The sequence below is a fragment of the Type-D symbiont of Plautia stali genome, from assembly GCF_001485335.1.
GTDB lineage: Bacteria > Pseudomonadota > Gammaproteobacteria > Enterobacterales > Enterobacteriaceae > Pantoea > Pantoea vagans_C.
In genome coordinates, this window is the sequence record NZ_BBOC01000007.1 from 55,201 (window position 1) to 76,005 (window position 20,805).

21 protein-coding genes are annotated in these 20,805 nt (G+C 52.6%); 11 read left to right on the forward strand and 10 right to left on the reverse strand.

The features are described 5' to 3' along the window. The first annotated feature begins 103 nt into the window (after positions 1 to 103). A complete protein-coding gene (locus PSSD_RS03960; RefSeq protein WP_039335429.1) occupies positions 104 to 448 on the forward strand; it encodes a RidA family protein in 345 nt (114 codons plus the stop codon). 12 nt (positions 449 to 460) lie between these two features. Here the strand turns inward: PSSD_RS03960 and PSSD_RS03965 are convergent, their stop codons facing one another. After that, a complete protein-coding gene (locus PSSD_RS03965) occupies positions 461 to 658 on the reverse strand; it encodes a YoaH family protein (protein WP_039335427.1) in 198 nt (65 codons plus the stop codon). 110 nt (positions 659 to 768) lie between these two features. Between PSSD_RS03965 and pabB the strand changes: the two genes are divergently transcribed. The 4 genes from pabB (at position 769) to pdeD (ending at position 6,034) form a co-directional block, all read left to right on the forward strand. Continuing rightward, positions 769 to 2,127, forward strand: coding sequence for an aminodeoxychorismate synthase component 1 (pabB, locus tag PSSD_RS03970; protein WP_058969564.1), 1,359 nt, complete (start codon positions 769 to 771; stop codon positions 2,125 to 2,127). Beyond that, positions 2,128 to 2,697: a CoA pyrophosphatase gene (locus PSSD_RS03975; protein WP_058969566.1), complete on the forward strand. Its 570-nt coding sequence runs from the start codon at positions 2,128 to 2,130 to the stop codon at positions 2,695 to 2,697. 191 nt (positions 2,698 to 2,888) lie between these two features. Beyond that, positions 2,889 to 4,253, forward strand: coding sequence for an L-serine ammonia-lyase (gene sdaA / locus PSSD_RS03980; protein ID WP_039335423.1), 1,365 nt, complete (start codon positions 2,889 to 2,891; stop codon positions 4,251 to 4,253). A 218-nt stretch (positions 4,254 to 4,471) separates the two neighbouring features. Then, a complete protein-coding gene (pdeD, locus tag PSSD_RS03985) occupies positions 4,472 to 6,034 on the forward strand; it encodes a cyclic di-3',5'-guanosine monophosphate phosphodiesterase PdeD (RefSeq protein WP_039335422.1) in 1,563 nt (520 codons plus the stop codon). 258 nt (positions 6,035 to 6,292) lie between these two features. On the opposite strand, the gene PSSD_RS03990 is transcribed toward pdeD, so the two are convergent. Next, positions 6,293 to 7,861 carry a TerC family protein gene (locus PSSD_RS03990; RefSeq protein ID WP_039335421.1) on the reverse strand — a complete coding sequence of 523 codons (1,569 nt, stop codon included), beginning with the start codon at positions 7,859 to 7,861 and terminating at the stop codon, positions 6,293 to 6,295. Between the two features lie 511 nt (positions 7,862 to 8,372). Between PSSD_RS03990 and manX the strand changes: the two genes are divergently transcribed. From manX to PSSD_RS04010, 4 genes are all read left to right on the forward strand, one after another. Beyond that, positions 8,373 to 9,338: a PTS mannose transporter subunit IIAB gene (manX, locus tag PSSD_RS03995; protein WP_039335420.1), complete on the forward strand. Its 966-nt coding sequence runs from the start codon at positions 8,373 to 8,375 to the stop codon at positions 9,336 to 9,338. 57 nt (positions 9,339 to 9,395) lie between these two features. Continuing rightward, the gene (locus PSSD_RS04000) at positions 9,396 to 10,196 is read left to right on the forward strand and encodes a PTS mannose/fructose/sorbose transporter subunit IIC (protein WP_039335419.1); all 801 of its coding nucleotides are present in this window, start codon (positions 9,396 to 9,398) and stop codon (positions 10,194 to 10,196) included. Between the two features lie 14 nt (positions 10,197 to 10,210). Continuing rightward, complete coding sequence (locus PSSD_RS04005; protein ID WP_039335418.1) at positions 10,211 to 11,056, forward strand: PTS mannose transporter subunit IID; 846 nt, start codon at positions 10,211 to 10,213, stop codon at positions 11,054 to 11,056. Positions 11,057 to 11,151: 95 nt separating this feature from the next. Continuing rightward, a complete protein-coding gene (locus PSSD_RS04010; RefSeq protein ID WP_039335416.1) occupies positions 11,152 to 11,610 on the forward strand; it encodes a DUF986 family protein in 459 nt (152 codons plus the stop codon). Here the strand turns inward: PSSD_RS04010 and rlmA are convergent. The 5 genes from rlmA to PSSD_RS04030 form a co-directional block, all read right to left on the reverse strand. Continuing rightward, positions 11,607 to 12,413 carry a 23S rRNA (guanine(745)-N(1))-methyltransferase gene (rlmA, locus tag PSSD_RS04015; protein WP_058969567.1) on the reverse strand — a complete coding sequence of 269 codons (807 nt, stop codon included), beginning with the start codon at positions 12,411 to 12,413 and terminating at the stop codon, positions 11,607 to 11,609. The two genes, PSSD_RS04010 and rlmA, sit on opposite strands and share 4 nt — an antisense overlap. A gap of 136 nt (positions 12,414 to 12,549) precedes the next feature. Next, a complete protein-coding gene (cspE, locus tag PSSD_RS04020) occupies positions 12,550 to 12,759 on the reverse strand; it encodes a transcription antiterminator/RNA stability regulator CspE (protein WP_034828712.1) in 210 nt (69 codons plus the stop codon). An 83-nt stretch (positions 12,760 to 12,842) separates the two neighbouring features. Beyond that, positions 12,843 to 12,917 carry a DUF2627 domain-containing protein gene (locus PSSD_RS27335; RefSeq protein WP_153011405.1) on the reverse strand — a complete coding sequence of 25 codons (75 nt, stop codon included), beginning with the start codon at positions 12,915 to 12,917 and terminating at the stop codon, positions 12,843 to 12,845. Positions 12,918 to 13,450: 533 nt separating this feature from the next. Continuing rightward, positions 13,451 to 14,455 (reverse strand): MBL fold metallo-hydrolase, encoded by a 1,005-nt coding sequence (locus PSSD_RS04025; RefSeq protein WP_058969569.1) that lies wholly within the window; start codon positions 14,453 to 14,455, stop codon positions 13,451 to 13,453. Between the two features lie 15 nt (positions 14,456 to 14,470). Then, positions 14,471 to 14,746: a YebO family protein gene (locus tag PSSD_RS04030; RefSeq protein WP_039335412.1), complete on the reverse strand. Its 276-nt coding sequence runs from the start codon at positions 14,744 to 14,746 to the stop codon at positions 14,471 to 14,473. A gap of 218 nt (positions 14,747 to 14,964) precedes the next feature. On the opposite strand from PSSD_RS04030, the gene PSSD_RS04035 reads away from it, so the two are divergent. Next, entirely contained in the window at positions 14,965 to 15,201 is a 237-nt protein-coding gene (locus PSSD_RS04035) for a YobH family protein (RefSeq protein WP_039335515.1), read from the forward strand. A 37-nt stretch (positions 15,202 to 15,238) separates the two neighbouring features. Here the strand turns inward: PSSD_RS04035 and kdgR are convergent, their stop codons facing one another. Beyond that, on the reverse strand, positions 15,239 to 16,030 hold the full coding sequence (gene kdgR, locus PSSD_RS04040; RefSeq protein ID WP_058969571.1) for a DNA-binding transcriptional regulator KdgR: 792 nt from the start codon (positions 16,028 to 16,030) through the stop codon (positions 15,239 to 15,241). Positions 16,031 to 16,223: 193 nt separating this feature from the next. Between kdgR and PSSD_RS04050 the strand changes: the two genes are divergently transcribed. Next, positions 16,224 to 17,606, forward strand: a complete 1,383-nt coding sequence (locus tag PSSD_RS04050; RefSeq protein ID WP_039335408.1) for an MFS transporter — start codon at positions 16,224 to 16,226, stop codon at positions 17,604 to 17,606. Positions 17,607 to 17,652: 46 nt separating this feature from the next. On the opposite strand, the gene htpX is transcribed toward PSSD_RS04050, so the two are convergent. Further along, positions 17,653 to 18,534, reverse strand: a complete 882-nt coding sequence (htpX, locus tag PSSD_RS04055) for a protease HtpX (RefSeq protein ID WP_039335407.1) — start codon at positions 18,532 to 18,534, stop codon at positions 17,653 to 17,655. A 219-nt stretch (positions 18,535 to 18,753) separates the two neighbouring features. Beyond that, on the reverse strand, positions 18,754 to 20,790 hold the full coding sequence (prc, locus tag PSSD_RS04060; protein ID WP_039335406.1) for a carboxy terminal-processing peptidase: 2,037 nt from the start codon (positions 20,788 to 20,790) through the stop codon (positions 18,754 to 18,756). Positions 20,791 to 20,805: the final 15 nt, after the last annotated feature.

A 20,805-nucleotide genomic window follows, 5' to 3' on the forward strand; every position in this document is an offset into this window, starting at 1 on the left:
AAAACACTGTAATTATGTCAGGATTCCCGTGAGGCGACCACAACAGATGACAGCGGCCCATGGGTTATGGCAGGCTAGCGCAGCGAATTTACAGGAGAACACCATGACCATTACGCGTATCGATCCCGAACATCGTATGTCCGAAGCCGTCGTACATAACGAAACCGTGTATTACACCAGCGTGCCAGAGAATCTGGATGAAGATGCGGAAGCGCAAACCGCCAACGCGCTGGCGGTGATTGACGCGATTTTGACTCGCGTCGGCTCAGATAAGAGCAAAATCCTCGACGCCACTATTTTTCTGGTCGACAAAGCGGATTTCCCGGCGATGAATCGTGCATGGGATGCCTGGGTATCACCGGGTAATGCACCGGTACGCTGCACCGTGCAGGCGGGCCTGATGAACCCGAAATATAAAGTCGAAATCAAGATCATCGCCGCATTATAAAGTGTTCGGGCGTTACTCGTCGGCCTCTTCTTCTGACTCATCGTCTTCGAAAAGCGCCCGAATACCTTCACCTTGATAAGTTTGGCGGATCTCCTGCGCCACCTGCGCAATCGCCTGACCACTCGCCATACCGCCTGCCATCAATTCCTGGATACGTTCAACCGCTTGTTGCTGCTGTTCATGAGATAAAGCCGGAAGACCTGTAAACATGATTCACTCCTGGTGCGAAAAGGGGCGCATTATTCCATGCGGAACAAACAGGTGCCAGCCACAAAAAAATATGCCAGGCTACGCACTTGCTTGCTGGATTAATTTGCCCGATGACCGTACACACGCTTAGCCTGAAGTATACCCCGGATACGTTATTGCACCGTTTTTCTGCCCTGGCCCATCGTCCATGGGCGATGTTGCTCACTTCCGGTCATGCCGAACATGCAGATAATCGCTTTGATATTCTGACCGCCGATCCACGCGCTACCCTGACCACGCGTGGCGACATCACTGAGATCGACTGTGACGGTAAAGTGCTGCTCTCTGCCGACGACCCGCTGCAGCTGGTACAGCAGCAGTGTGATGAGCTGGGCATTAAACCTGAAAGTCACCCCGAGCTGCCTTTCCAGGGCGGTGCACTGGGCCTGTTTGGCTATGATCTCGGACGACGCTTTGAAACGCTGCCACAGCGTGCCGAGCAGGATCTCACTACGCCGGATATGGCTGTAGGCATTTATGACTGGGCACTGATTGCTGACCATCAACTGCGCACCCTAACCCTTATTTCACTGGTGAATGCCGAACAACGCTGGCGTTGGCTACAAGCGCAAGCCGTACCGCAGCCCAAAACCTTTGCGCTGACCAGTGACTGGCAATCAAACCTGACGTTTGAACAGTACGCGAATCGTTTTCAGGCGGTGCAGGATTACATTCAGGCGGGTGACTGCTATCAGGTGAATCTGGCGCAACGTTTTCAGGCGCGCTATCAGGGTGACGAATGGCAGGCCTTTCTGCGTTTGAATCGTGATAATCGCGCGCCATTCAGTGCGTTTATTCGTTTGCCAAAAAGCGTACTGATGAGCTTGTCGCCGGAACGTTTTCTCTCACTCCAGCAGCAAGAGATTGAAACCCGTCCGATTAAAGGCACGTTGCCGCGCCTTGCGGATCCTGACGCCGATCGGTTGCAGGCTGAGAAACTCGCCCATTCCGAGAAGGACCGTGCCGAAAACTTGATGATTGTTGATTTGCTGCGCAATGATATTGGCCGCGTTGCGGAACCAGGCAGTGTCAGCGTGCCGGAGCTGTTTGTGGTGGAGCCTTTCCCCGCTGTTCACCACCTGGTCAGCACCATTCGCGCCCGATTGCCGCAACATCTCACGGCCACGGACCTTCTGCGTGCCTGCTTCCCTGGTGGCTCCATCACCGGCGCGCCAAAGATCCGCTCCATGGAGATCATTGAAGAGTTAGAGCCGCAGCGCCGTAACGCGTGGTGTGGCAGCATCGGTTACATCAGTTTATGCGGCCGTATGGACACCAGCATCACGATCCGCACCCTGATTGCCGAGAACCAGCAGCTTTATTGTGCTGCCGGTGGGGGGCTCGTGGCGGACAGCGATGTTGAACTGGAATATCAGGAGACCTTTCACAAGGTTAACCGCATCCTCCCCTGCCTGAGCGGCGAGGTCTAAATGAGTCTGACCCTGGAGCAGTTCCTGAACCGTTTTGTCATGCAACCCCCGCTCACCGTGCCTAAAAGCGCGATAAGTGGGCGGCGGGCGGCGGTGCTGGTCCCGGTGATCGATGGGCCAGAACCCGGTTTGCTGCTGACGCGTCGTTCATCGCATTTACGCAAGCACGCAGGCCAGGTGGCCTTCCCGGGCGGCATGCAGGACGCCACCGATGATTCACTGGTTTTTACCGCACTGCGTGAAGCGGAAGAGGAAGTGGGCATACAGCCAAAACACGTCAGGGTCGTTGGCGTGTTGCCGCCGGTGACCAGCAGTACGGGCTTTGCCGTGACACCGGTGGTAGGTGTTATCCCCGCTGGATTGCCGCTGAACATCAATCCAGATGAAGTAGAAAGTACCTTTGCCATGCCCTTAGCCGAAGCGTTGCGCATCAGTCGTTACAGTGGCATGACGCTGCGACGCGGACATCGCCAGCATCAGGTGTGGCTATCGTGGTATGAAGATTATTTTATCTGGGGCATGACCGCAGGTATTATCCGCGCCCTCGGCCAGCAAATCGCCCTCTCCTGATTTTCCCGTCTCGTTCACCTTACTCGACCCATTCGCTCTCTTTCACCATGGTGATAATGGATAACTATTTCTGTGGTTTATAATTAGTTTATTTCATGCGAAAAGCTGTTCGTTGCGGCACGCAGGCGATTACTATTAGCCGCATAAACGGCTCTGGCCGTGCAAAATAAGATTTGTGAGGAGTGTCACCGGTGATTAGTGTTTTCGACATGTTCAAAGTGGGTATTGGCCCATCCAGTTCACATACTGTCGGTCCGATGAAAGCGGGCAAGCAGTTTGTTGATCTGTTGGTCGAACAAGGCAAACTGCAGGATGTCACGCGTGTTTCAGTTGACGTGTACGGCTCATTGTCGCTAACGGGCAAAGGTCACCATACCGATATCGCCATCATTATGGGGCTGGCCGGTTTCGAACCCGCTACGGTCGATATCGATAGCATTCCTGCCTTTATTAAAGACGTTGAACAGCGTGAACGGTTATTGCTGGCAAAAGGGGCTCACGAAGTCGATTTCCCGCGCGAAGGTGGCATGGTGTTCCGCAGTGAAAACCTGTCGCTGCACGAAAACGGCATGACGGTGTTTGCCTTCGCGGGTGATTTGCTGATCCTCAGTAAAACCTACTATTCCATTGGCGGTGGCTTCATCGTCGATGAAGAGCATTTTGGCCAATCGGTACTGGATGAAGTTTCTGTACCGTACGCATTTAACTCCGCCAAAGAGTTGCTCAGTCACTGCCGCGAAACCGGCCTGTCCCTTTCCGGCCTGGTGATGAAGAACGAGCTGGCGCTACATACACGTGACGAAATCAATGACTACTTCGGCAACGTGTGGCAGACCATGCAAGCCTGTATTGATCGGGGTCTGAATACCGAAGGGGTCTTGCCTGGTCCGTTGCGCGTGCCACGCCGTGCGGCATCACTGCGCCGTTTACTGGTCTCCTCGACTAAGCACTCCAACGATCCGATGAACGTTATCGACTGGATCAACATGTTTGCGCTGGCAGTGAATGAAGAGAACGCAGCAGGCGGACGCGTGGTGACCGCGCCGACGAATGGTGCCTGTGGCATTGTTCCGGCAGTGCTCGCCTACTACGATCACTTTATTGAGACGGTCACCCCGGACATTTTCGTCCGTTACTTCCTCGCCTCAGGTGCGATAGGCGTGCTGTATAAAATGAATGCTTCCATTTCCGGTGCGGAAGTCGGCTGTCAGGGTGAAGTCGGCGTGGCCTGTTCTATGGCAGCGGCCGGTCTGGCCGAGTTGCTGGGTGCCAGCCCAGAGCAGGTGTGTGTGGCGGCAGAAATTGGTATGGAACATAACCTGGGTCTGACGTGTGATCCGGTAGCGGGACAGGTGCAGGTGCCCTGCATTGAACGCAACGCCATTGCTTCAGTGAAGGCGATCAACGCCGCACGCATGGCGCTGCGCCGCACCAGCGAACCCCGCGTTTCACTGGATAAGGTGATCGAGACCATGTATGAGACAGGCAAAGATATGAATGCAAAATATCGAGAGACTTCACGTGGTGGACTGGCAATTAAGGTGCAGTGCGATTGACCGTTAACGATGAAAAAAGCGCCAATTGAACTTTTTTCTGCATCCTGCTCTACCTCAGAGTGAGTAAACCATATACATTGATTTGCGCGCGGCCCTTAGTGGCCGCGCTGTTTTTTAGTGCCGAATTATTTATTAAGGCACGCTAAACCTGGCCGCCTCTATGCCGATAACCTACACGTTAATTTGGCTTCAATCTTTGTTTTGCAAGGTGGTTACTGATGCTCATTCCCCAGCAATTTGTCGGTCAATTTCGCCGTAAGCGCCTGCTTATTGCGTTAGTGATCGCAGCGCTGGTTCTGATTCTTACGCTGACTTTTCGCTATATCGAAGAGAAGTCGCGTATTGAGCAGCAGTCATTAAATTTCGCCTCGCGCGCCATTGAGCGCTTTGACCGCATGTTCTCGCCACTTGATGTGTCAGCCAACAACACCCTTGGGTTGGTTGGCGTGCCCTGTGCGCAAGTGCGCTATCCGCTGATTGAGAAAATCTCGGCGTTGCAGACCGTTCGCACTATCCTGCTGGTGCAGGACGACAGCATTTACTGCTCCAGCATTTATGGCCCACGCAATATTTCCTTTAGCCAGACTTACCCTGAGCTGGCGATTAATAACCAACGCATGATGCTCACCACAGATAACTATCTGTTGAAGGGCTCTCCAGTGCTGCTGCTGTGGACGCCTAAGTCGCTGGATAACCGCGATGGTCTGCTGCAGGTGATTAACGTTGAGTTGATGACCAACTACCTGCTGGAGCCACAGTTGCCGTGGGTTGAACGTGCCATTTTCAATGTGGGCGGTCAAAGCCTGGAGTACGGTAATCCACTGATTGAACACACGGTGCCATCGGAAGATGAGGTGGCTTACGATCAGTCATCGCTGCGTTATCCGTTTAGCATTACGTTGTATGGACCTTCTCCGGCTCGTCTGGCGTTGAATACGCTTCCCTCTCAGCTGCCTCTTGCCGTGCTGCTGAGTTTGCTTATCGGTTACATCGTTTGGCTGGCTACTGCTAATCGCATGAGCCTGAGCTGGCAGATCAGTTACGGCATCACAGCAAACGAATTTATGGTGTATTGCCAGCCGCTGATTAATGCAAAAAGTGGCGAATGTGATGGCTTTGAACTGCTGTTGCGCTGGCATAACCCTCGTCAAGGTTGGATTGCCCCCGATGTGTTTATCCCCTTGGCTGAGCGTCAAAATCTGATTGCACCCTTGACCCGTTTTGTTCTGGCAAAAGTCGTGGATGAGTTGCCAAATTTGCCGCAGTGTCCATCTTTCCATATTGCCATTAACGTCGCTGCCAGCCATTTCCGCGACCGCGCGATTGTAGAAGACTTACAGAGTATTTGGTGGCCGGCAAACCCTCTACCGAAACTGGTGGTGGAACTAACCGAACGCGATGCCTTACCGGTGATTGATCAGTCTGTGGTGTCACAACTGCATGAAATTGGCGTGCGTTTGGCGATTGACGATTTCGGCACCGGCCACAGTTCCCTTGCCTACCTTAAGGATCTGAAGCCAGACGTGCTGAAGATTGACAAGATTTTTACCGCAGCCATTGGCACCGATGCTATCAACGCTACGGTTACGGATATGGTGATTTCCCTGGCACAGCGTTTGAATATTGCGCTGGTCGCCGAGGGTGTTGAAACCGCTGAGCAGGCGCACTATCTGCGTGAACGCGGTGTCGACCATTTGCAGGGTTACTACTATGCCCGCCCGATGCCAATTGAGGATTTCCCGGTGTGGCTGGAGCAGCATTTGGCGCATTTGAGTGCTTGAGCAAAGTTGCTGATGTTGTCTAGTCAGGTGCGTTCCAGCCAGTAAAGGGGATGTTCCGTAAAGTCGGCGTAAATACATCCCTGTAGCCTCGACCGCCGCATCCTTGCGGCGGACGCTTTACTCCTCATTCCCCTTTACTGGCTTTATGAAGCAACATGCGCGTTGTCAATGAGAGTCAAAGGCCGAACATCTTTCATCCCCCATAATAAAAAAGGCCGTCTTTCGACGGCCTTACTTGTAGCGATATTATCTTAATATCTACGCTTCATGTTCTTCATCATCATGCGGCTTGTCTTTGGTTACACGCACCAGATCGATGCGGTAGTCCGTAGCCTCAATGATTTGGAAATGCAGCGGTGGCAAGTCAATGACTTCACCTGGCTGTGGCAGTTGGCCCTTCTGGGCGATCAGTAAACCGGCCAGCGAAGCATGGTCCTCTTCCGGGTTCACCAGCTCATGATAATCCAGCAACTGCTGCAGTGAATGCAGATCGGTTCCGCCTTTCACTAACCAGCCATCACCATCGGCAATCACGTCTGGGGTTTCATCTTCATCCGGGAATTCACCGGCAATGGCTTCCAGTACGTCCAGCGGGGTGATCAAACCTTGCACCACACCAAACTCGTTAGTGACGATGACAAAGCTACCTTTAGCACGGCGTAAGACGCCCAACAGGTTGATCGGGTCCAGCGTTTCCGGCACCACGATTGCCGGCGTATTAGCGGCAAAGGTCGCAACATCCATACCGTGTTCCAGCGCCACGAGCAGCTCTTTCGCGCGCACTACACCGATGATTTCATCCAACTCACCCCGACATACCGGGAACAGGCTGTGTGGCGTATCCAGCAACTGAATACGAATCTCATCCAGTGGGCGCGAAACGTCGACCCACGAGATGTTGCCACGCGGCGTCATGATGCTGCGGATAGAGCGCTGAGATAGCGTCAACACACCGTTGATCATGTAACGCTCTTCGTCCTTAAACGCTTCCTGCGGCATCGCTTGCGTCAAAGCGGCTTCTTCGGTGGTGACCGGCTGATGACTCTGGCGGCGGCCACCCATCAGACGCAGAATGGCTTCGGCGGTACGCTCGCGCATCGGGCGATGTTCCTGATGACGAATAAAGTTACGGCGCGCAATCTGGTTGAACAACTCAATGACGATAGAGAAGCCAATCGCGGCGTACAGATAACCTTTCGGAATGTGGAAGCCAAAGCCTTCTGCCACCAGTGACAAACCGATCATCAACAGGAAACTCAGACACAACACCACCACCGTTGGGTGCTCATTCACAAAACGCGTCAACGGTTTAGAAGCCAACAGCATCACACCCATGGCGATCACTACGGCGGTCATCATCACCGGCAGATGGTTCACCATACCCACGGCGGTAATCACCGCATCGAGCGAGAACACAGCATCCAGCACCACGATCTGAATCACCACCGCCCAGAAGCTGGCATACCCTTTATTGCCCTGATGATCCATGCCCCGGCTTTCCAGCCGCTCATGCAGTTCCATGGTTCCTTTGAATAACAGGAACAAGCCACCGAACAACAGAATTAAATCTCGCCCGGAAAAACTGAAATCGCCTACGCTGAATAGGGGTCGTGTCAATGTCACGATCCACGAAATCAAGGACAGTAAGCCCAGTCGCATCACTAATGCGAGGGAAAGGCCGATCAGACGCGCTTTATCGCGCTGCTTCGGCGGCAATTTATCCGCCAGGATAGCGATAAAGACCAGGTTATCGATACCGAGAACGATTTCGAGCACGATTAGCGTCAGTAAACCCGCCCAAATTGAGGGGTCGAAGAGAATTTCCATCAATGACTCCTTACAACACAAATGGGCGAACGAAACTGAGCCTGCGCCAGAGGGCGAGACGGAAGATCGTTAGCAATTGAGGTCACGCTGAAGAGCGTTGAAGCATGCGCCAGAAAGCGCTGAGAACAAGTTGAGCGACGTCGGTGACGGTCCATAAAGGTGAGCTGAAGCCCGGTACTCCTGAATATTAAACAGATCGCTAATGTATCAGTTACATCAACTACGTCAAAAAATTTTATTACATTTACAAACAATTGCGCTAACGCATGAATCACGCAGTTAAATGCAATTTTGCAGGGTTACGCTCGAAATAGCTGACAAACATCACATAAATTATTTTTTCGCACACTAAAATAAATCGCGACCTTATCGCTGTGCAGCGGACAGTTTCGGATTATTTATTGATGCGTTTCTTCATCTTAGACCAAAACGATCCACCTGAAACAACAACGGTAATTCTCAATGATTCCCGGCGAAGCCAGAGAATCTCTCATGCGAACGGAGGTAGCAAGTGACCATTGCTATTGTAATTGGTACACATGGCTGGGCGGCAGAACAGCTGCTTAAAACAGCAGAAATGTTGTTGGGTGAGCAGGAAAATGTCGGATGGATTGATTTCGTGCCCGGCGAAAATGCAGAAACGCTAATTGAAAAGTATCAGGCGCGACTGGCCGATCTCGATACGTCCAAGGGCGTGCTGTTCCTGGTCGATACCTGGGGTGGCAGTCCTTTCAACGCGGCCAGCCGCATTGTGGTGGACAAGCCGGGTTACGATGTCATCGCCGGGGTGAACATCCCGATGCTGGTTGAAACCCTGATGGGCCGTGATGACAACCCGTCACTGGAGGAACTGATTCACATTGCGGTGGAAGCCGGTCGGGAAGGCGTAAAAGCCTTGAAGACCGAAACCCCTGCCCAAGCCGCACCAGCCCCTGTCGCGGCAAAAGCCCCTGCCCAACCGCAAAAACCACTCGGCCCAGATGAACATATGAAGATCGGGCTTGCCCGTATCGATGACCGTCTGATTCACGGCCAGGTGGCTACTCGCTGGACCAAAGAGACCAACGTCACACGCATCATTGTCGTCAGCGATGAAGTCGCCAACGACACCGTGCGTAAGACATTGCTGACCCAAGTGGCACCGCCGGGCGTCACTGCGCACGTTGTGGACATCGATAAGATGATTCGCGTGTGGAATAACCCGAAATATGGCCGCGATCGCGTGATGCTGCTGTTCACCAATCCTACCGATGTGGAACGGATCGTTGAACAAGGCGTTGACATCAAGTCGGTCAATATCGGCGGTATGGCATTCAAGCAGGGTAAAACCCAGGTCAACAATGCGGTTTCCGTCGATGAGAAAGATATCGTTGCCTTCCGCAAGCTGAATGAACGTGGCATCGAACTGGAAGTGCGTAAAGTCTCGAACGACCCGAGGCTGAAAATGATGGACCTGATCGCGAAGGTCAATCAGTAGTTCGCTTTTGCCTGCGCTGGCGGGCGAATACTTGAGACCTTGCTGAGGAGAAAAGCAATGGAAATAACCACGCTACAAATCATCCTGATATTTATTGTGGCTTGTATTGCCGGGATGGGTTCAATTCTTGATGAGTTCCAGTTCCACCGTCCACTGGTGGCTTGTACCCTGATTGGTGCAGTCCTGGGTGACATGAAAACCGGTATCATCATCGGTGGTACCCTTGAAATGATCGCACTGGGCTGGATGAACATCGGGGCAGCGGTTGCACCCGATGCGGCTCTGGCGTCCATCATCTCTACCATTCTGGTTATTGCCGGTGGACAGAGCGTCGGTGCCGGTATTGCCCTGGCCATCCCACTGGCTGCTGCCGGTCAGGTTCTGACCATTATCGTACGTACCATTACCGTCGCCTTCCAACACGCTGCCGATAAGGCCGCGGAGAAAGGTAACCTGAGCGCCATCAGCTGGATCCACGTTTCAGCCCTGGTGTTGCAGGCAATGCGTATCGCCATCCCTGCGTTGATTGTCGCGATTTCAGTCGGCACCAGCGTGGTACAGGAACTGCTGAACTCTATTCCTGAAGTGGTCACCAATGGTCTGAATATCGCCGGTGGTATGATCGTCGTCGTCGGTTATGCGATGGTCATCAACATGATGCGTGCAGGCTACCTGATGCCGTTCTTCTATCTGGGTTTTGTTACCGCGGCCTTCACCAACTTCAACCTGGTTGCACTGGGCGTGATTGGCGTGGTTATGGCGATTCTCTATATCCAGCTGGCGCCAAAATATAATCGCACAGCGGGCGCTGCTGCGGCCGGTCCTGCGCACAACGACCTCGACAACGAACTCGACTAGGAACAGGTGAAATCATGGTTGATACAACTAACACTGAAAAGAAACTCACCCCGAGCGACGTCCGTGGTGTGTTCATCCGCTCTAACCTGTTTCAGGGTTCCTGGAACTTTGAACGTATGCAGGCGCTGGGTTTCTGCTTCTCAATGGTACCGGTGATCCGTCGCCTTTACCCTGAGAACAATGATGACCGTAAACAGGCAATCAAACGTCACCTGGAGTTCTTCAACACCCACCCTTACGTGGCGGCACCGGTATTGGGTGTCACCATGGCGATGGAAGAGCAGCGCGCTAACGGCGCCGCCATTGATGATGCCGCGATTAACGGTATCAAAGTCGGTCTGATGGGGCCGCTGGCGGGTGTGGGTGACCCGATCTTCTGGGGTACCGTGCGTCCGGTATTCGCCGCGCTGGGTGCCGGTATCGCGATGAGCGGTAGCCTGTTGGGTCCGCTGCTGTTCTTCATTCTGTTTAACGCGGTGCGTATGCTGACGCGTTACTACGGCGTGGCTTATGGCTATCGTAAAGGTGTGGATATCGTTAGCGATATGGGCGGCGGTTTCCTGCAGAAACTTACGGAGGGGGCGTCGATTCTCGGCCTGTTTGTTATGGGGGCCTTGGTCAACAAGTGGACACATGTGAACGTGCCGCTTGTGGTGTCGCGCATTACCGATCACACCGGCAAAACCACCGTCACCACCGTACAGTCGATTCTCGATCAGTTGATGCCGGGGTTAATTCCGCTGTTGCTGACCTTCGGCTGCATGTGGTTACTGCGCCGCAAAGTTAACGCACTGTGGATTATCGTCGGCTTCTTTGCCTTGGGTATCTTCGGTTACTGGATCGGCTTGCTCGGTCTGTAAAAAATCTGCCGGGAGTTAACGCTCCCGGCTGTTTTCCAGCGGCGTTACCTGAGCGTCAACGTTGAGGTAAATTCGGTTGAGGAAGAAATATTTTTATGTCACTGACTGACGCGCTGATCGCCCTGCTTATCTTCGCTTTCGCTCTGTTTGCCATCTATGATGATGCGATTCTACCGCGTCGTCATGGCCCCACTAAATTGCGTGTCGCGCTGCGCCGCCGCCATAAGATCGACAGTGGGATCTTTATCGTTTTACTGTTGATTCTTCTCTGGAATAACGTTAGCAATCACGGACCACAACTCACAACTACGCTGCTGATGGTGCTGTGTTTCATGGCCATCTGGCTGTTCTGGCTGCGCACGCCAAAACTGTTGATGAAAAATGAAGGGTTATTTTTCGGCAGCGTGTGGATCGATTATCGCCGTATTCAGAGTATGAACTTGTCTGAAGACGGCATTTTGGTGATGCAACTGGAGCAGCGTCGTTTACTGATTGCTGTGAAACAGCTCGACGACCTGGAGCGCATTTACAATACGCTGGTTGAAGCGCGTTAAACGCGCTGCCAGAGTGTCAGAATAAAATCGGCGTCGCAGTTGAAGTTGTCAGCTGCCGCCAGTTCTTGCCATACCGCTTCGCGCGCACGCCACGCAAACGGCGTCATCTGCAGCAAGCTCACCGCCTCGGCACCGCTTAAAGTCATTTCATATCGCAGGTTGTGTTGGTCAACCCGAGTAAAGCCCTCATAGGACTTCTCTTCCGCAGCGTGCAATTGTACTTCTCTGTAGATCAGCGCTTTAAACTGCTGCAAGTGATGCGGTCCCGGTGTGACAGTGAGCAAGTACCCTCCCGCTTTCACCACACGACTCAACTCCGCTTCATTGCAAGGAGCATAAATGCGCACGATGCCTTCTAATGATGCATCTGCAAAGGGTAAGCGCTGGCTGGAGGCCACACAGAACTTCACCTGACGATAACGCCTGGCAGCCATGCGAATCGCGGCTTTCGCCACATCCAGCCCAAATAGCTGCGCTTGTGGCAATGCCTCAGCCATGGCGGCAGTGTAATAGCCTTCGCCACAGCCAATATCCAGCACCTGTGTGGTTTGGTCGTTCAGACGCTGTGCCAAAGTCTGCGCGACGGCATCGCGTAACGGCTGATAGTGCCCTGCATCGAGAAAATCCCGGCGCGCCAACAGCATTTCGGCGCTGTCACCCGGTTCACGGGAGCCTTTATGCTGGACCGGCAGCAGATTGACATACCCTTCTTTAGCCTGATCGAATTGATGGCCAGCATCACAGTGAAAACTGTTCGCCTGCTGGTGCAAAGGTTGATGGCAAAGGGGGCAAATCAAAGACATAGATAACTCCGGGTTAGCGATTCGCGCGCAGTTTACCCTGATCATCTGGCAACAGAAAGGATAAAGAAAAGCCCCGGTCAGTGACCAGGGCTTCAATTCGTGTCAGTGGCGCATGGCACCAAGTCTGAGAACGAAATCAGATAGCAGTAACGTTTACTGCTGCTGGACCTTTCTGGCCGTCCTGAATTTCGAACTCAACTGCCTGGCCTTCAGCCAGAGTTTTGAAGCCGTTACCCTGGATTGCAGAGAAGTGTACGAACACATCTTTGCTGCCGTCAGCAGGAGTAATGAAACCAAAACCTTTAGACTCGTTGAACCACTTAACCTGACCTTTAATCTTTGCCATTTTTGCAAATTCCTTTGATTGTTTATATTGCCCGAAGGCAGTCTTACAGAGAAACCAGAGACATTACTGAATGAGGCACTAATTTAAGGTTCGGCAAGGAAGCAGTATTCAACGTCAACGTCTTTACTCGTAACTTCTTTACTGAAGATGCCATACATAAACAGAACTGTACCTCGTTTGACCCACGAGTCGTTATCACATATTCGCAAATTAATGGCAAGCCATTTTTAAACGGTGATCGACACAACGCACATAATTGGCTGAAAAGCCGCACAGCAGACCAGTTACCATATTGACATCGGCACATTCATCTGAGCAAAAAAGGGTTATGCTTCAGAGTAGTTAGCGCCAGCAAGTACATTAGTCAAGCGTAGCGGGTTAACAAAAACCAGCACAATTAAAGCGGTTTAGATTATGCGAAAAATATTGCACTAATATGGCATCAATAAAATATTCCGGCAAAAACTTCGCACTTAATGCAACAACCGTGCATCGCGCAAAACTTGTACAGTGGACAATGTTAGGTACAACTCATAAATAGTTTTGCACCAAAATCAGGAAAATAAACTGAGGGTTGCCCCAAATATATGCACAACGAATTTGGCGGTTATCTTAATTTTAACTATCCAGACAACAAATAAATGTTAAAAAAATGCACCGCGGTGCTTGATTTAACAAAATGCGCTTAGGATTAATCCGAATCGATATTCTGCAGAGTGCGGCTCTCGCCTATTCTCCACGGCGCGAAGCGCCTTTTATCTTCCCCTGCAGCATCCATTGCCTGTGCCAGTATCACTGGGGGTTCATCTAACGGATCATCTGCCAGTTCAAACACGCCCCAGTGAATAGGCAGCGTGAGTGGCCGCCCAATGGCTTGCCATAATGCTACCGCCTGATCGGGATCCATATGCTGTCCCCGCATGAACCATTTTGGTGCGTAGGCGCCAATCGGCAATGCCGCAAGGTTGAAGGGCCCCAAACGTTTGCCAATTTCCAGCAAGTTATCACTGTAACCACTGTCACCCGAAAACCAGAAATTAAGATGCTGATTACGCACTACCCAGCCACACCAGAGTGAACGATTGCGATCCCAGAAGGTGCGCATACTCCAGTGCCGTGCTGGCACTGCGGTAAATGTTAGGCCCGCGACGTCCCTGGACTGCCACCAATCCAGCTCGCTGATATTGCGTACCCCTCGTTTGCGACACCATTTCGCCATACCCAGTGGCACCATAAATTGTGCAGCAGGAAAACGGCGTGCAATACGTTTGATTGTCGGGCGATCCAGATGATCATAGTGATTATGCGAAATCAGGACAAAATCGAGATGCGGTAACTGCGCGATACTGAGTGGCGCAGGGGTTTTACGCTGCGGTCCTGCAAACGGTAGGGGTGACGCCCGCGCTGAGAGTGCCGGGTCAATCAGGATATAACGTTGATTGAGGCGCAACAGCAATGCTGCATGGCCCAGCCACCAGATGCGATCGTCATCGCCACTTAAATCTGTGGTCTGACACCAGTGATCGATAAAGGCGGGATATCCGGCTTGCGGCGGGCGCGGCAGGTTGTCTGCCTTTCGCTCACGTCGCCAGCGTTGCAAATCCCCTGGTTGGCGCAACTCCTCTTCCGGGTTGCGGAAGCCTTCTGGCGTGTGATGTGCCAGCGATGCGTCATACCAGGGGTTTTGCCAGGCCATTACTGCTCCGTGTGTTTAACGTTCTGGAATCATGCGGATGAAGTCGCGCTGCTCTATGGCATCTTCCTCTTCCTGCTGTTTTGCTGTGGCAGGCTGAGCATCCGCGAGGCGGCGCAGCAGCGCATTTTGTTTTCTCTGCTCTTCTAACAGCGCTTCCAGTAAACGGATCTGTTCACTGGCACGTACGCTGGCCCGGTTGACGAAGAACCAGGCGATAAAGGCCACAACAATAATGATGGCCAGTACGCCATAGCTCAACAGCGGACTGGTATTTGCGGCTAACTCGTTCATAACTGCCTCTATTGTCAAACATAAAACACTTACACCGCCGCTGATTCTACTCGTTGTGTGCGGAAAAGATAATGGTTGCCGACGGAAAGCAGATTATCCCGCATCTGTGTGGCTTTCAGTTATCTCTGATCGATTTCGTCGAAAGGACGCGGCATGCTGCTACTATAGAAATGGCAGCGACTTCAGGACAGCTGCGTTGTGTATCACAAGGAGATAAAATGAAACTTTTCATTCGAGCGATTATCGTGGTGGGCGTGATTTGGCTGGCCATGTTGTTTACCGGTTATGGCGTGCTAACGGGCAGCAATAAAAATGCGGCTGGGCTGGGCTTACAGTGTAGCTATCTGACTGCTCGTGGCGTAATCACTGCACAGTACTTGCATACGGACAGTGGCATTGTGGGTGTTACAGACTGCCCGCTGCTGAAGAAAAGCGGTGAAGTGGTAGACAATTAATCATGAAAACGGGCTGGAAACAGCCCGTTAAGCTGTATCAGAAAGGATACTGATGATACCCCATTTGATCCGAAAGGTTACGTGCCGCACGGTGCAGCATCGCGACATACTCCGCTTTACCCTCTTCCGAGAAACGAATTGTCGGGAACGAGATACTCAGCCCAGCAATCACCACACCAAAGCGATCGAAGACCGGCACCGCGATGCAGCGTAAACCCTCTTCCTGCTCCTCGTTATCCTCACCGAAGCCCTGTACTTTGACTTGATCCAGCACATCAAGCAGAGCCTCAGCCGTGACGATGGTATTGGCGGTACTGCGGCGAAACTCCACTTCACTCAGAATCTCTTGCACTTCAGTGCGATCGCGCCAGGCCAGCAACACTTTGCCAATCGCGGTGGTGTGCAATGGATTTCGGCGTCCTATGCGCGAATACATGCGCAGGTTATACAGTGAATCGATTTTGTGGATGTAGACAATGCTGTCTTCTTCCAGCGCACCGAGGTGGATGGTTTCTTTGGTCAGGCGCGATAACTCACGCATCTCCACATCTGCACTGCGGATCAAATCCACGTTTTGCAGGGCTTTCGCCCCCAGCTCGAACAGTTTGAGCGTCAGCGAGTATTTTTCGCTTTCGCCTTCCTGCGCCACATAACCCAGCGATTTCATGGTTTGCAGAAAGCGATATACCGTGCTTTTCGACATCATTACACGCTGCGACAATTCGGTGATGCCGTGGTCGCGATCTTCTCCGAGCGCCTGCAGTATGCCGAATACTTTCATCACGGATGAAACGGAATCTGGCTGTTTATCGTTATCGCTGCTCGCCATTGCGCGTATCCTTTTTTGACGGTGTTTCAAAAAAACGGAACAGAAACGCCAGTATATGCGTTTCAGCCCAGCGGCGGCAACGAATCGCATTGCAAGACACATTCCTTCGTAATTTTTTGTCAATGAATTCGGTGCTTTCCATCACATAATTGATTAGCATGATGATATTCACTGACTTCACTTATTCCTTTTTATGTCTCCTACACTTTCTCAGGATGGATTGCCCGTTCCGCAGCGCTATGGTGCCATTATCACTATTGCATTGGGCATCATGATGGCCGTGTTAGACGGCGCTATCGCCAATGTGGCGCTGCCCACCATTGCACGTGAGCTGAATGCCAGCCCCGCGGAATCAATCTGGATTGTTAACGCCTACCAAATCGCCATTGTGATTTCACTGCTGTCACTCTCTTTCCTGGGTGACATGCTGGGTTACCGACGTGTTTATCAGGTGGGTCTGGCACTGTTTATCGCGACCTCCTTATTTTGCGCCCTCTCCTCTTCACTAAATATGCTGACCGTGGCGCGCATCCTGCAGGGGTTTGGCGGTGCTGCGTTGATGAGCGTGAATACGGCGCTGATTCGCATCATCTATCCGCAGCGTTTCCTTGGACGCGGCATGGCGATTAACTCGCTGATCGTGGCGGTATCGAGTGCCGCCGGGCCGACCGTTGCCGCAGCAATCCTTTCTATCGCCAGCTGGAAGTGGCTTTTCCTGATTAACATTCCGATTGGTGTTCTGGCGCTGTGGCTGGCGTTGCGCTTCCTGCCGGATAACACGCAGAAAGCCACCCAACAGAAATTTGATGTGCCAAGTGCAATCATGAACGCCCTGTTCTTCGGCTTGTTAATCTCAGCATTAAGTGGCTTTGCACAAGGCCAGAATCGCGGATTAATTTTGGGCGAGGTGGTGGCACTGGTGGTGGTTGGCGTGGTGTTTATTCGCCGTCAGCTCTCCATGACCGTGCCGTTACTGCCCGTGGACCTACTGCGCATCCCGATTTTTGCCATGTCGATGTGCACGTCGGTTTGCTCCTTCTGTGCGCAGATGCTGGCGATGGTGTCTCTGCCCTTTTTCATGCAGAACGTGTTGGGCCGTGATGAAGTGGCGACGGGGCTGTTACTCACGCCATGGCCGCTGGCAACCAGCGTGATGGCACCGATTGCAGGCCGACTGATTGGACGCGTCCATGCGGGGTTACTCGGCGGATTAGGGCTGGCGATCTTTGCGTCCGGTTTATTCCTGCTGGCGCTCTTACCGTCACAGCCAACGGATGCGGATATTATCTGGCGCATGATTTTATGCGGTGCCGGTTTTGGCTTATTCCAGTCTCCCAATAACCACACCATTGTCTCTTCCGCGCCGCGTAACCGAAGCGGTGGAGCCAGCGGTATGCTCGGTACTGCACGCTTAGTGGGTCAAAGCATGGGGGCAGCCCTGGTCGCCTTGATGCTTAACCTCTTCAATGATGGCGGCACCCACGCGTCGTTAGTGTTGGCAGGCATCTTTGCCAGCGTTGCTGCTGTGGTCAGCATGGCGCGCATGTCACAATCGCGTGCCGTGACCGACGCTTAAAAACAACAAGGGCGCCATCAGGCGCCCTTGTTCATTCAACTATCGATTACTTCAAATAGTCGCCATTACGCAGCGCTTCGATGCGCTTGTCTAACGGCGGGTGCGACATAAACAGCTCGCTCAATGATTTGCTTTTACCGTTAATACAGAACGCCATCATGCTGCTTGGCTCCTGCGGCTCATAGCTGGTTTTCAGGCGCTGCAGGGCGGCAATCATCTTCTCGCGTCCGACTAATTTGGCAGAACCGGCATCGGCGTGGAATTCACGGTGACGTGAGAACCACATGGTGATAATGCTGGCCAGAATACCAAACACCAGTTCCAGTACGGTAGCGACGGCAAAATAGACCAGTGGGTTACCGTTGCTGCTCTCTTCGCCGTCGCGGTTGCCCGACAAGAAGCCAGAAGCCACCTGCGCAATAATACGTGAAATAAAGATCACGAAGGTGTTCACCACACCCTGGATCAGCGTCATGGTGATCATGTCACCATTGGCGATGTGTGCAACTTCGTGCGCCAATACCGCTTCCGCTTCATCACGGCTCATGTTTTGCAGTAAACCGGTCGAGACCGCCACCAATGAGGCGTCACGACGCGCACCGGTCGCAAAGGCGTTGATATCTGGCGCGTGGTAAATCGCCACCTGCGGCATCGCAATGCCGGACTGTTGAGCCTGGCGGCTGATGGTGTCCATCAACCAGCGTTCTGTCTCGTTACGGGGTTGTTCAATCACTTCACCGCCAACGGATCGTAACGCCATCCACTTGGACATCAGCAGTGAAACAAACGCACCGCCAAAGCCAAACAGACCTGCCATAATCATCAGACCCTGAACACTGCTTGACTGGATTCCTGTCAGACTCAGAATCAGTCCGAATACCAACATCACCGCCAGGTTGGTGACCAGGAAAAGCGCAATACGCATCATAAACGTTAATCTTCCTCAGTTGTGCTCGCGCTCATGCGCGGATATATATCCTATGTTCATTGCGCAGCATTTCAAGCAACCTTAATCTTTAAGTGTCTAAAAAGACATAACTTTACATTTGGTAATGGTGTGCCTGAATCTGCCCATTAGCCACGATAAACAATGATCTTAGCGCAAAAAAAAGCACCGCCTGAGCGGTGCTTCTGATGACGCTGAAGATTACTTCGCGCTAGTAGCAGGCTGGGATTTCTCCAGCTGAGCCATGTCATTGGCGATGTTAACCGTTTCATCCAGGTACGGATCCGGCTCTTTGTAATCTTTTGGCAAATCATCCAGACTCTTCAGCGGTGCTTTGCCTTCGGCCTGATAGCGGGCGTTGATACGCTCCAGACGCAGTGCATCATCTTCGTGGTTCTCTTTCTCACGCTGGGCAAGATTGAGTGACACGATGTTGCGCTTGTCCTTCATAGCATCAAAGCGCGCAATGTCTTTCAGGATGTACTGGAACTCGCGGTCTTTGGCGATACGATCGGCATGCTCTTTGGTCAACTGCGGCACCAGCGCAGTGATATCACCGGTTTTGGTGTAAGTCGCCGCATTCACGCTATCCCATGGCAGCGCGTTGTCCTCGAACTTCTCACCTGTCTCTGCCGCTTCCACGCCGGTTGGCATCAGCAGATCTGGCGTAACGCCTTTACGCTGAGTACTGCCGCCGTTGATACGGTAGAACTTCTGGATGGTGTACTGCACAGAACCCAGCGCTGGCCACTCTGGACGCAGCATTTGATCGTAGATGCGGTTCAGCGAGCGATACTGCTGGACGGTGCCTTTACCAAAGGTCGGTTCACCGACAATCAACGCACGACCGTAGTCTTGCATGGCCGCAGCGAAGATCTCAGACGCTGAGGCACTGAAACGATCGACCAATACTACTAACGGACCTTTGTAATACACGATGCCGTCGTTATCGCTGTCCTGACGTACGCGACCGTTATTGTCACGCACCTGCACCACCGGGCCGCTTGGAATAAACAGACCAGAGAGCGATACCGCTTCGGTCAATGCACCACCGCCATTGGTACGCAGGTCGATGACGATGCTGTCGACGTTTTGCTTCTGCAGTTTTTGCAGCTGCACTTTCACATCGTCAGTCAGGCCGACATAGAAGCCAGGAATGTCGAGCACGCCGACTTTCTCTTTGCCCACATTGTGAACCGTACCTTTAACGGCACGATCTTCCAGACGGATCTTCTCACGCGTCAGGGTCACAGTGCGGGTTTTAGTGCCTTTACCGGCTGGCAGGATTTCCAGGCGCACTTTACTGCCCTTCGGTCCTTTAATTTTGGAGACCACATCATCCAGACGCCAGCCAATCACATCTTCCATCGGCTTACCCGGTTGGCCCACGCCGACAATGCGGTCGCCCACACTAATGGATTTGCTCTTCGCCGCTGGACCGCCCGCCACCATAGAGTTAATGACCGTGTAGTCATCATCCATTTGCAGCACAGCACCGATGCCTTCCAGTGACAGGCTCATTTCGGTGTTGAACTGTTCGGTATTGCGTGGTGACAGGTAGTTGGTGTGCGGGTCGATTTCATGCGCGAACGCGGTCATCGCCAGCTGGAACACGTCTTCACTGTTGCTCTGCGCCAGACGACGAATGGCAAAGTTGTAACGCTTGGTCAGCGTTTCGCGGATCTCTTTGTCATCTTTGCCCGCCAGTTTTAGGCTCAGCTCATCATATTTAACTTTGGCATCCCACAGCGCGTTCAGCTCATCTGTGCTCTTTGGCCATGGCGATTTTGAACGGTCAATGTCAATGGTGTCATTGCCGGTGAAATTCATCGGGCGGTTCAACACGCTGAGCGCATATTGATAGCGTTCAAAGCGGCGTTTCTGCGCCAGATTGTAGAGATCGTAAAATACATCCAGCTTACCGCTGCGCAGTTCATCACCGATGGTGGTTTTCTTATCGGCGAATTGAGCAACGTCAGAGGCCAGCAGCACATTATGGTTGTAGTCGAGCAGATTCAGGTAGCGATCAAAAATTTTCGCAGAGAAATCCTGATTGAGATCGAACTGACGGTAATGAGAGCGGGTAAAACGCGATGTGACGCGTTCGCTGACGGTAGGATGCTGTGGATCTTCATGTAACTGGGGAATCTGGTCGGCGCGGGTAATGTTGTCTGCGCCAAAGGTGGGGCCTGCTAACAGCAGGCCCGCGATCATACCGATCTTTAAAATGTTGTTCATGCCAGGGTCAGCCTC

Coding starts and splice junctions, on each gene's coding strand:
- rlmA (WP_058969567.1), bottom strand. CDS start 12,413: ATGTCTTTGATTTGCCCCCTTTGCCATCAACCTTTGCACCAGCAGGCG.
- PSSD_RS04000 (WP_039335419.1), top strand. CDS start 9,396: ATGGAAATAACCACGCTACAAATCATCCTGATATTTATTGTGGCTTGT.
- PSSD_RS04010 (WP_039335416.1), top strand. CDS start 11,152: ATGTCACTGACTGACGCGCTGATCGCCCTGCTTATCTTCGCTTTCGCT.
- PSSD_RS03990 (WP_039335421.1), bottom strand. CDS start 7,861: ATGGAAATTCTCTTCGACCCCTCAATTTGGGCGGGTTTACTGACGCTA.
- pabB (WP_058969564.1), top strand. CDS start 769: ATGACCGTACACACGCTTAGCCTGAAGTATACCCCGGATACGTTATTG.
- PSSD_RS03965 (WP_039335427.1), bottom strand. CDS start 658: ATGTTTACAGGTCTTCCGGCTTTATCTCATGAACAGCAGCAACAAGCG.
- prc (WP_039335406.1), bottom strand. CDS start 20,790: ATGAACAACATTTTAAAGATCGGTATGATCGCGGGCCTGCTGTTAGCA.
- pdeD (WP_039335422.1), top strand. CDS start 4,472: ATGCTCATTCCCCAGCAATTTGTCGGTCAATTTCGCCGTAAGCGCCTG.
- PSSD_RS04005 (WP_039335418.1), top strand. CDS start 10,211: ATGGTTGATACAACTAACACTGAAAAGAAACTCACCCCGAGCGACGTC.
- PSSD_RS04035 (WP_039335515.1), top strand. CDS start 14,965: ATGAAACTTTTCATTCGAGCGATTATCGTGGTGGGCGTGATTTGGCTG.
- kdgR (WP_058969571.1), bottom strand. CDS start 16,030: ATGGCGAGCAGCGATAACGATAAACAGCCAGATTCCGTTTCATCCGTG.
- PSSD_RS04050 (WP_039335408.1), top strand. CDS start 16,224: ATGTCTCCTACACTTTCTCAGGATGGATTGCCCGTTCCGCAGCGCTAT.
- PSSD_RS03960 (WP_039335429.1), top strand. CDS start 104: ATGACCATTACGCGTATCGATCCCGAACATCGTATGTCCGAAGCCGTC.
- PSSD_RS03975 (WP_058969566.1), top strand. CDS start 2,128: ATGAGTCTGACCCTGGAGCAGTTCCTGAACCGTTTTGTCATGCAACCC.
- htpX (WP_039335407.1), bottom strand. CDS start 18,534: ATGATGCGTATTGCGCTTTTCCTGGTCACCAACCTGGCGGTGATGTTG.
- cspE (WP_034828712.1), bottom strand. CDS start 12,759: ATGGCAAAGATTAAAGGTCAGGTTAAGTGGTTCAACGAGTCTAAAGGT.
- PSSD_RS04025 (WP_058969569.1), bottom strand. CDS start 14,455: ATGGCCTGGCAAAACCCCTGGTATGACGCATCGCTGGCACATCACACG.
- PSSD_RS04030 (WP_039335412.1), bottom strand. CDS start 14,746: ATGAACGAGTTAGCCGCAAATACCAGTCCGCTGTTGAGCTATGGCGTA.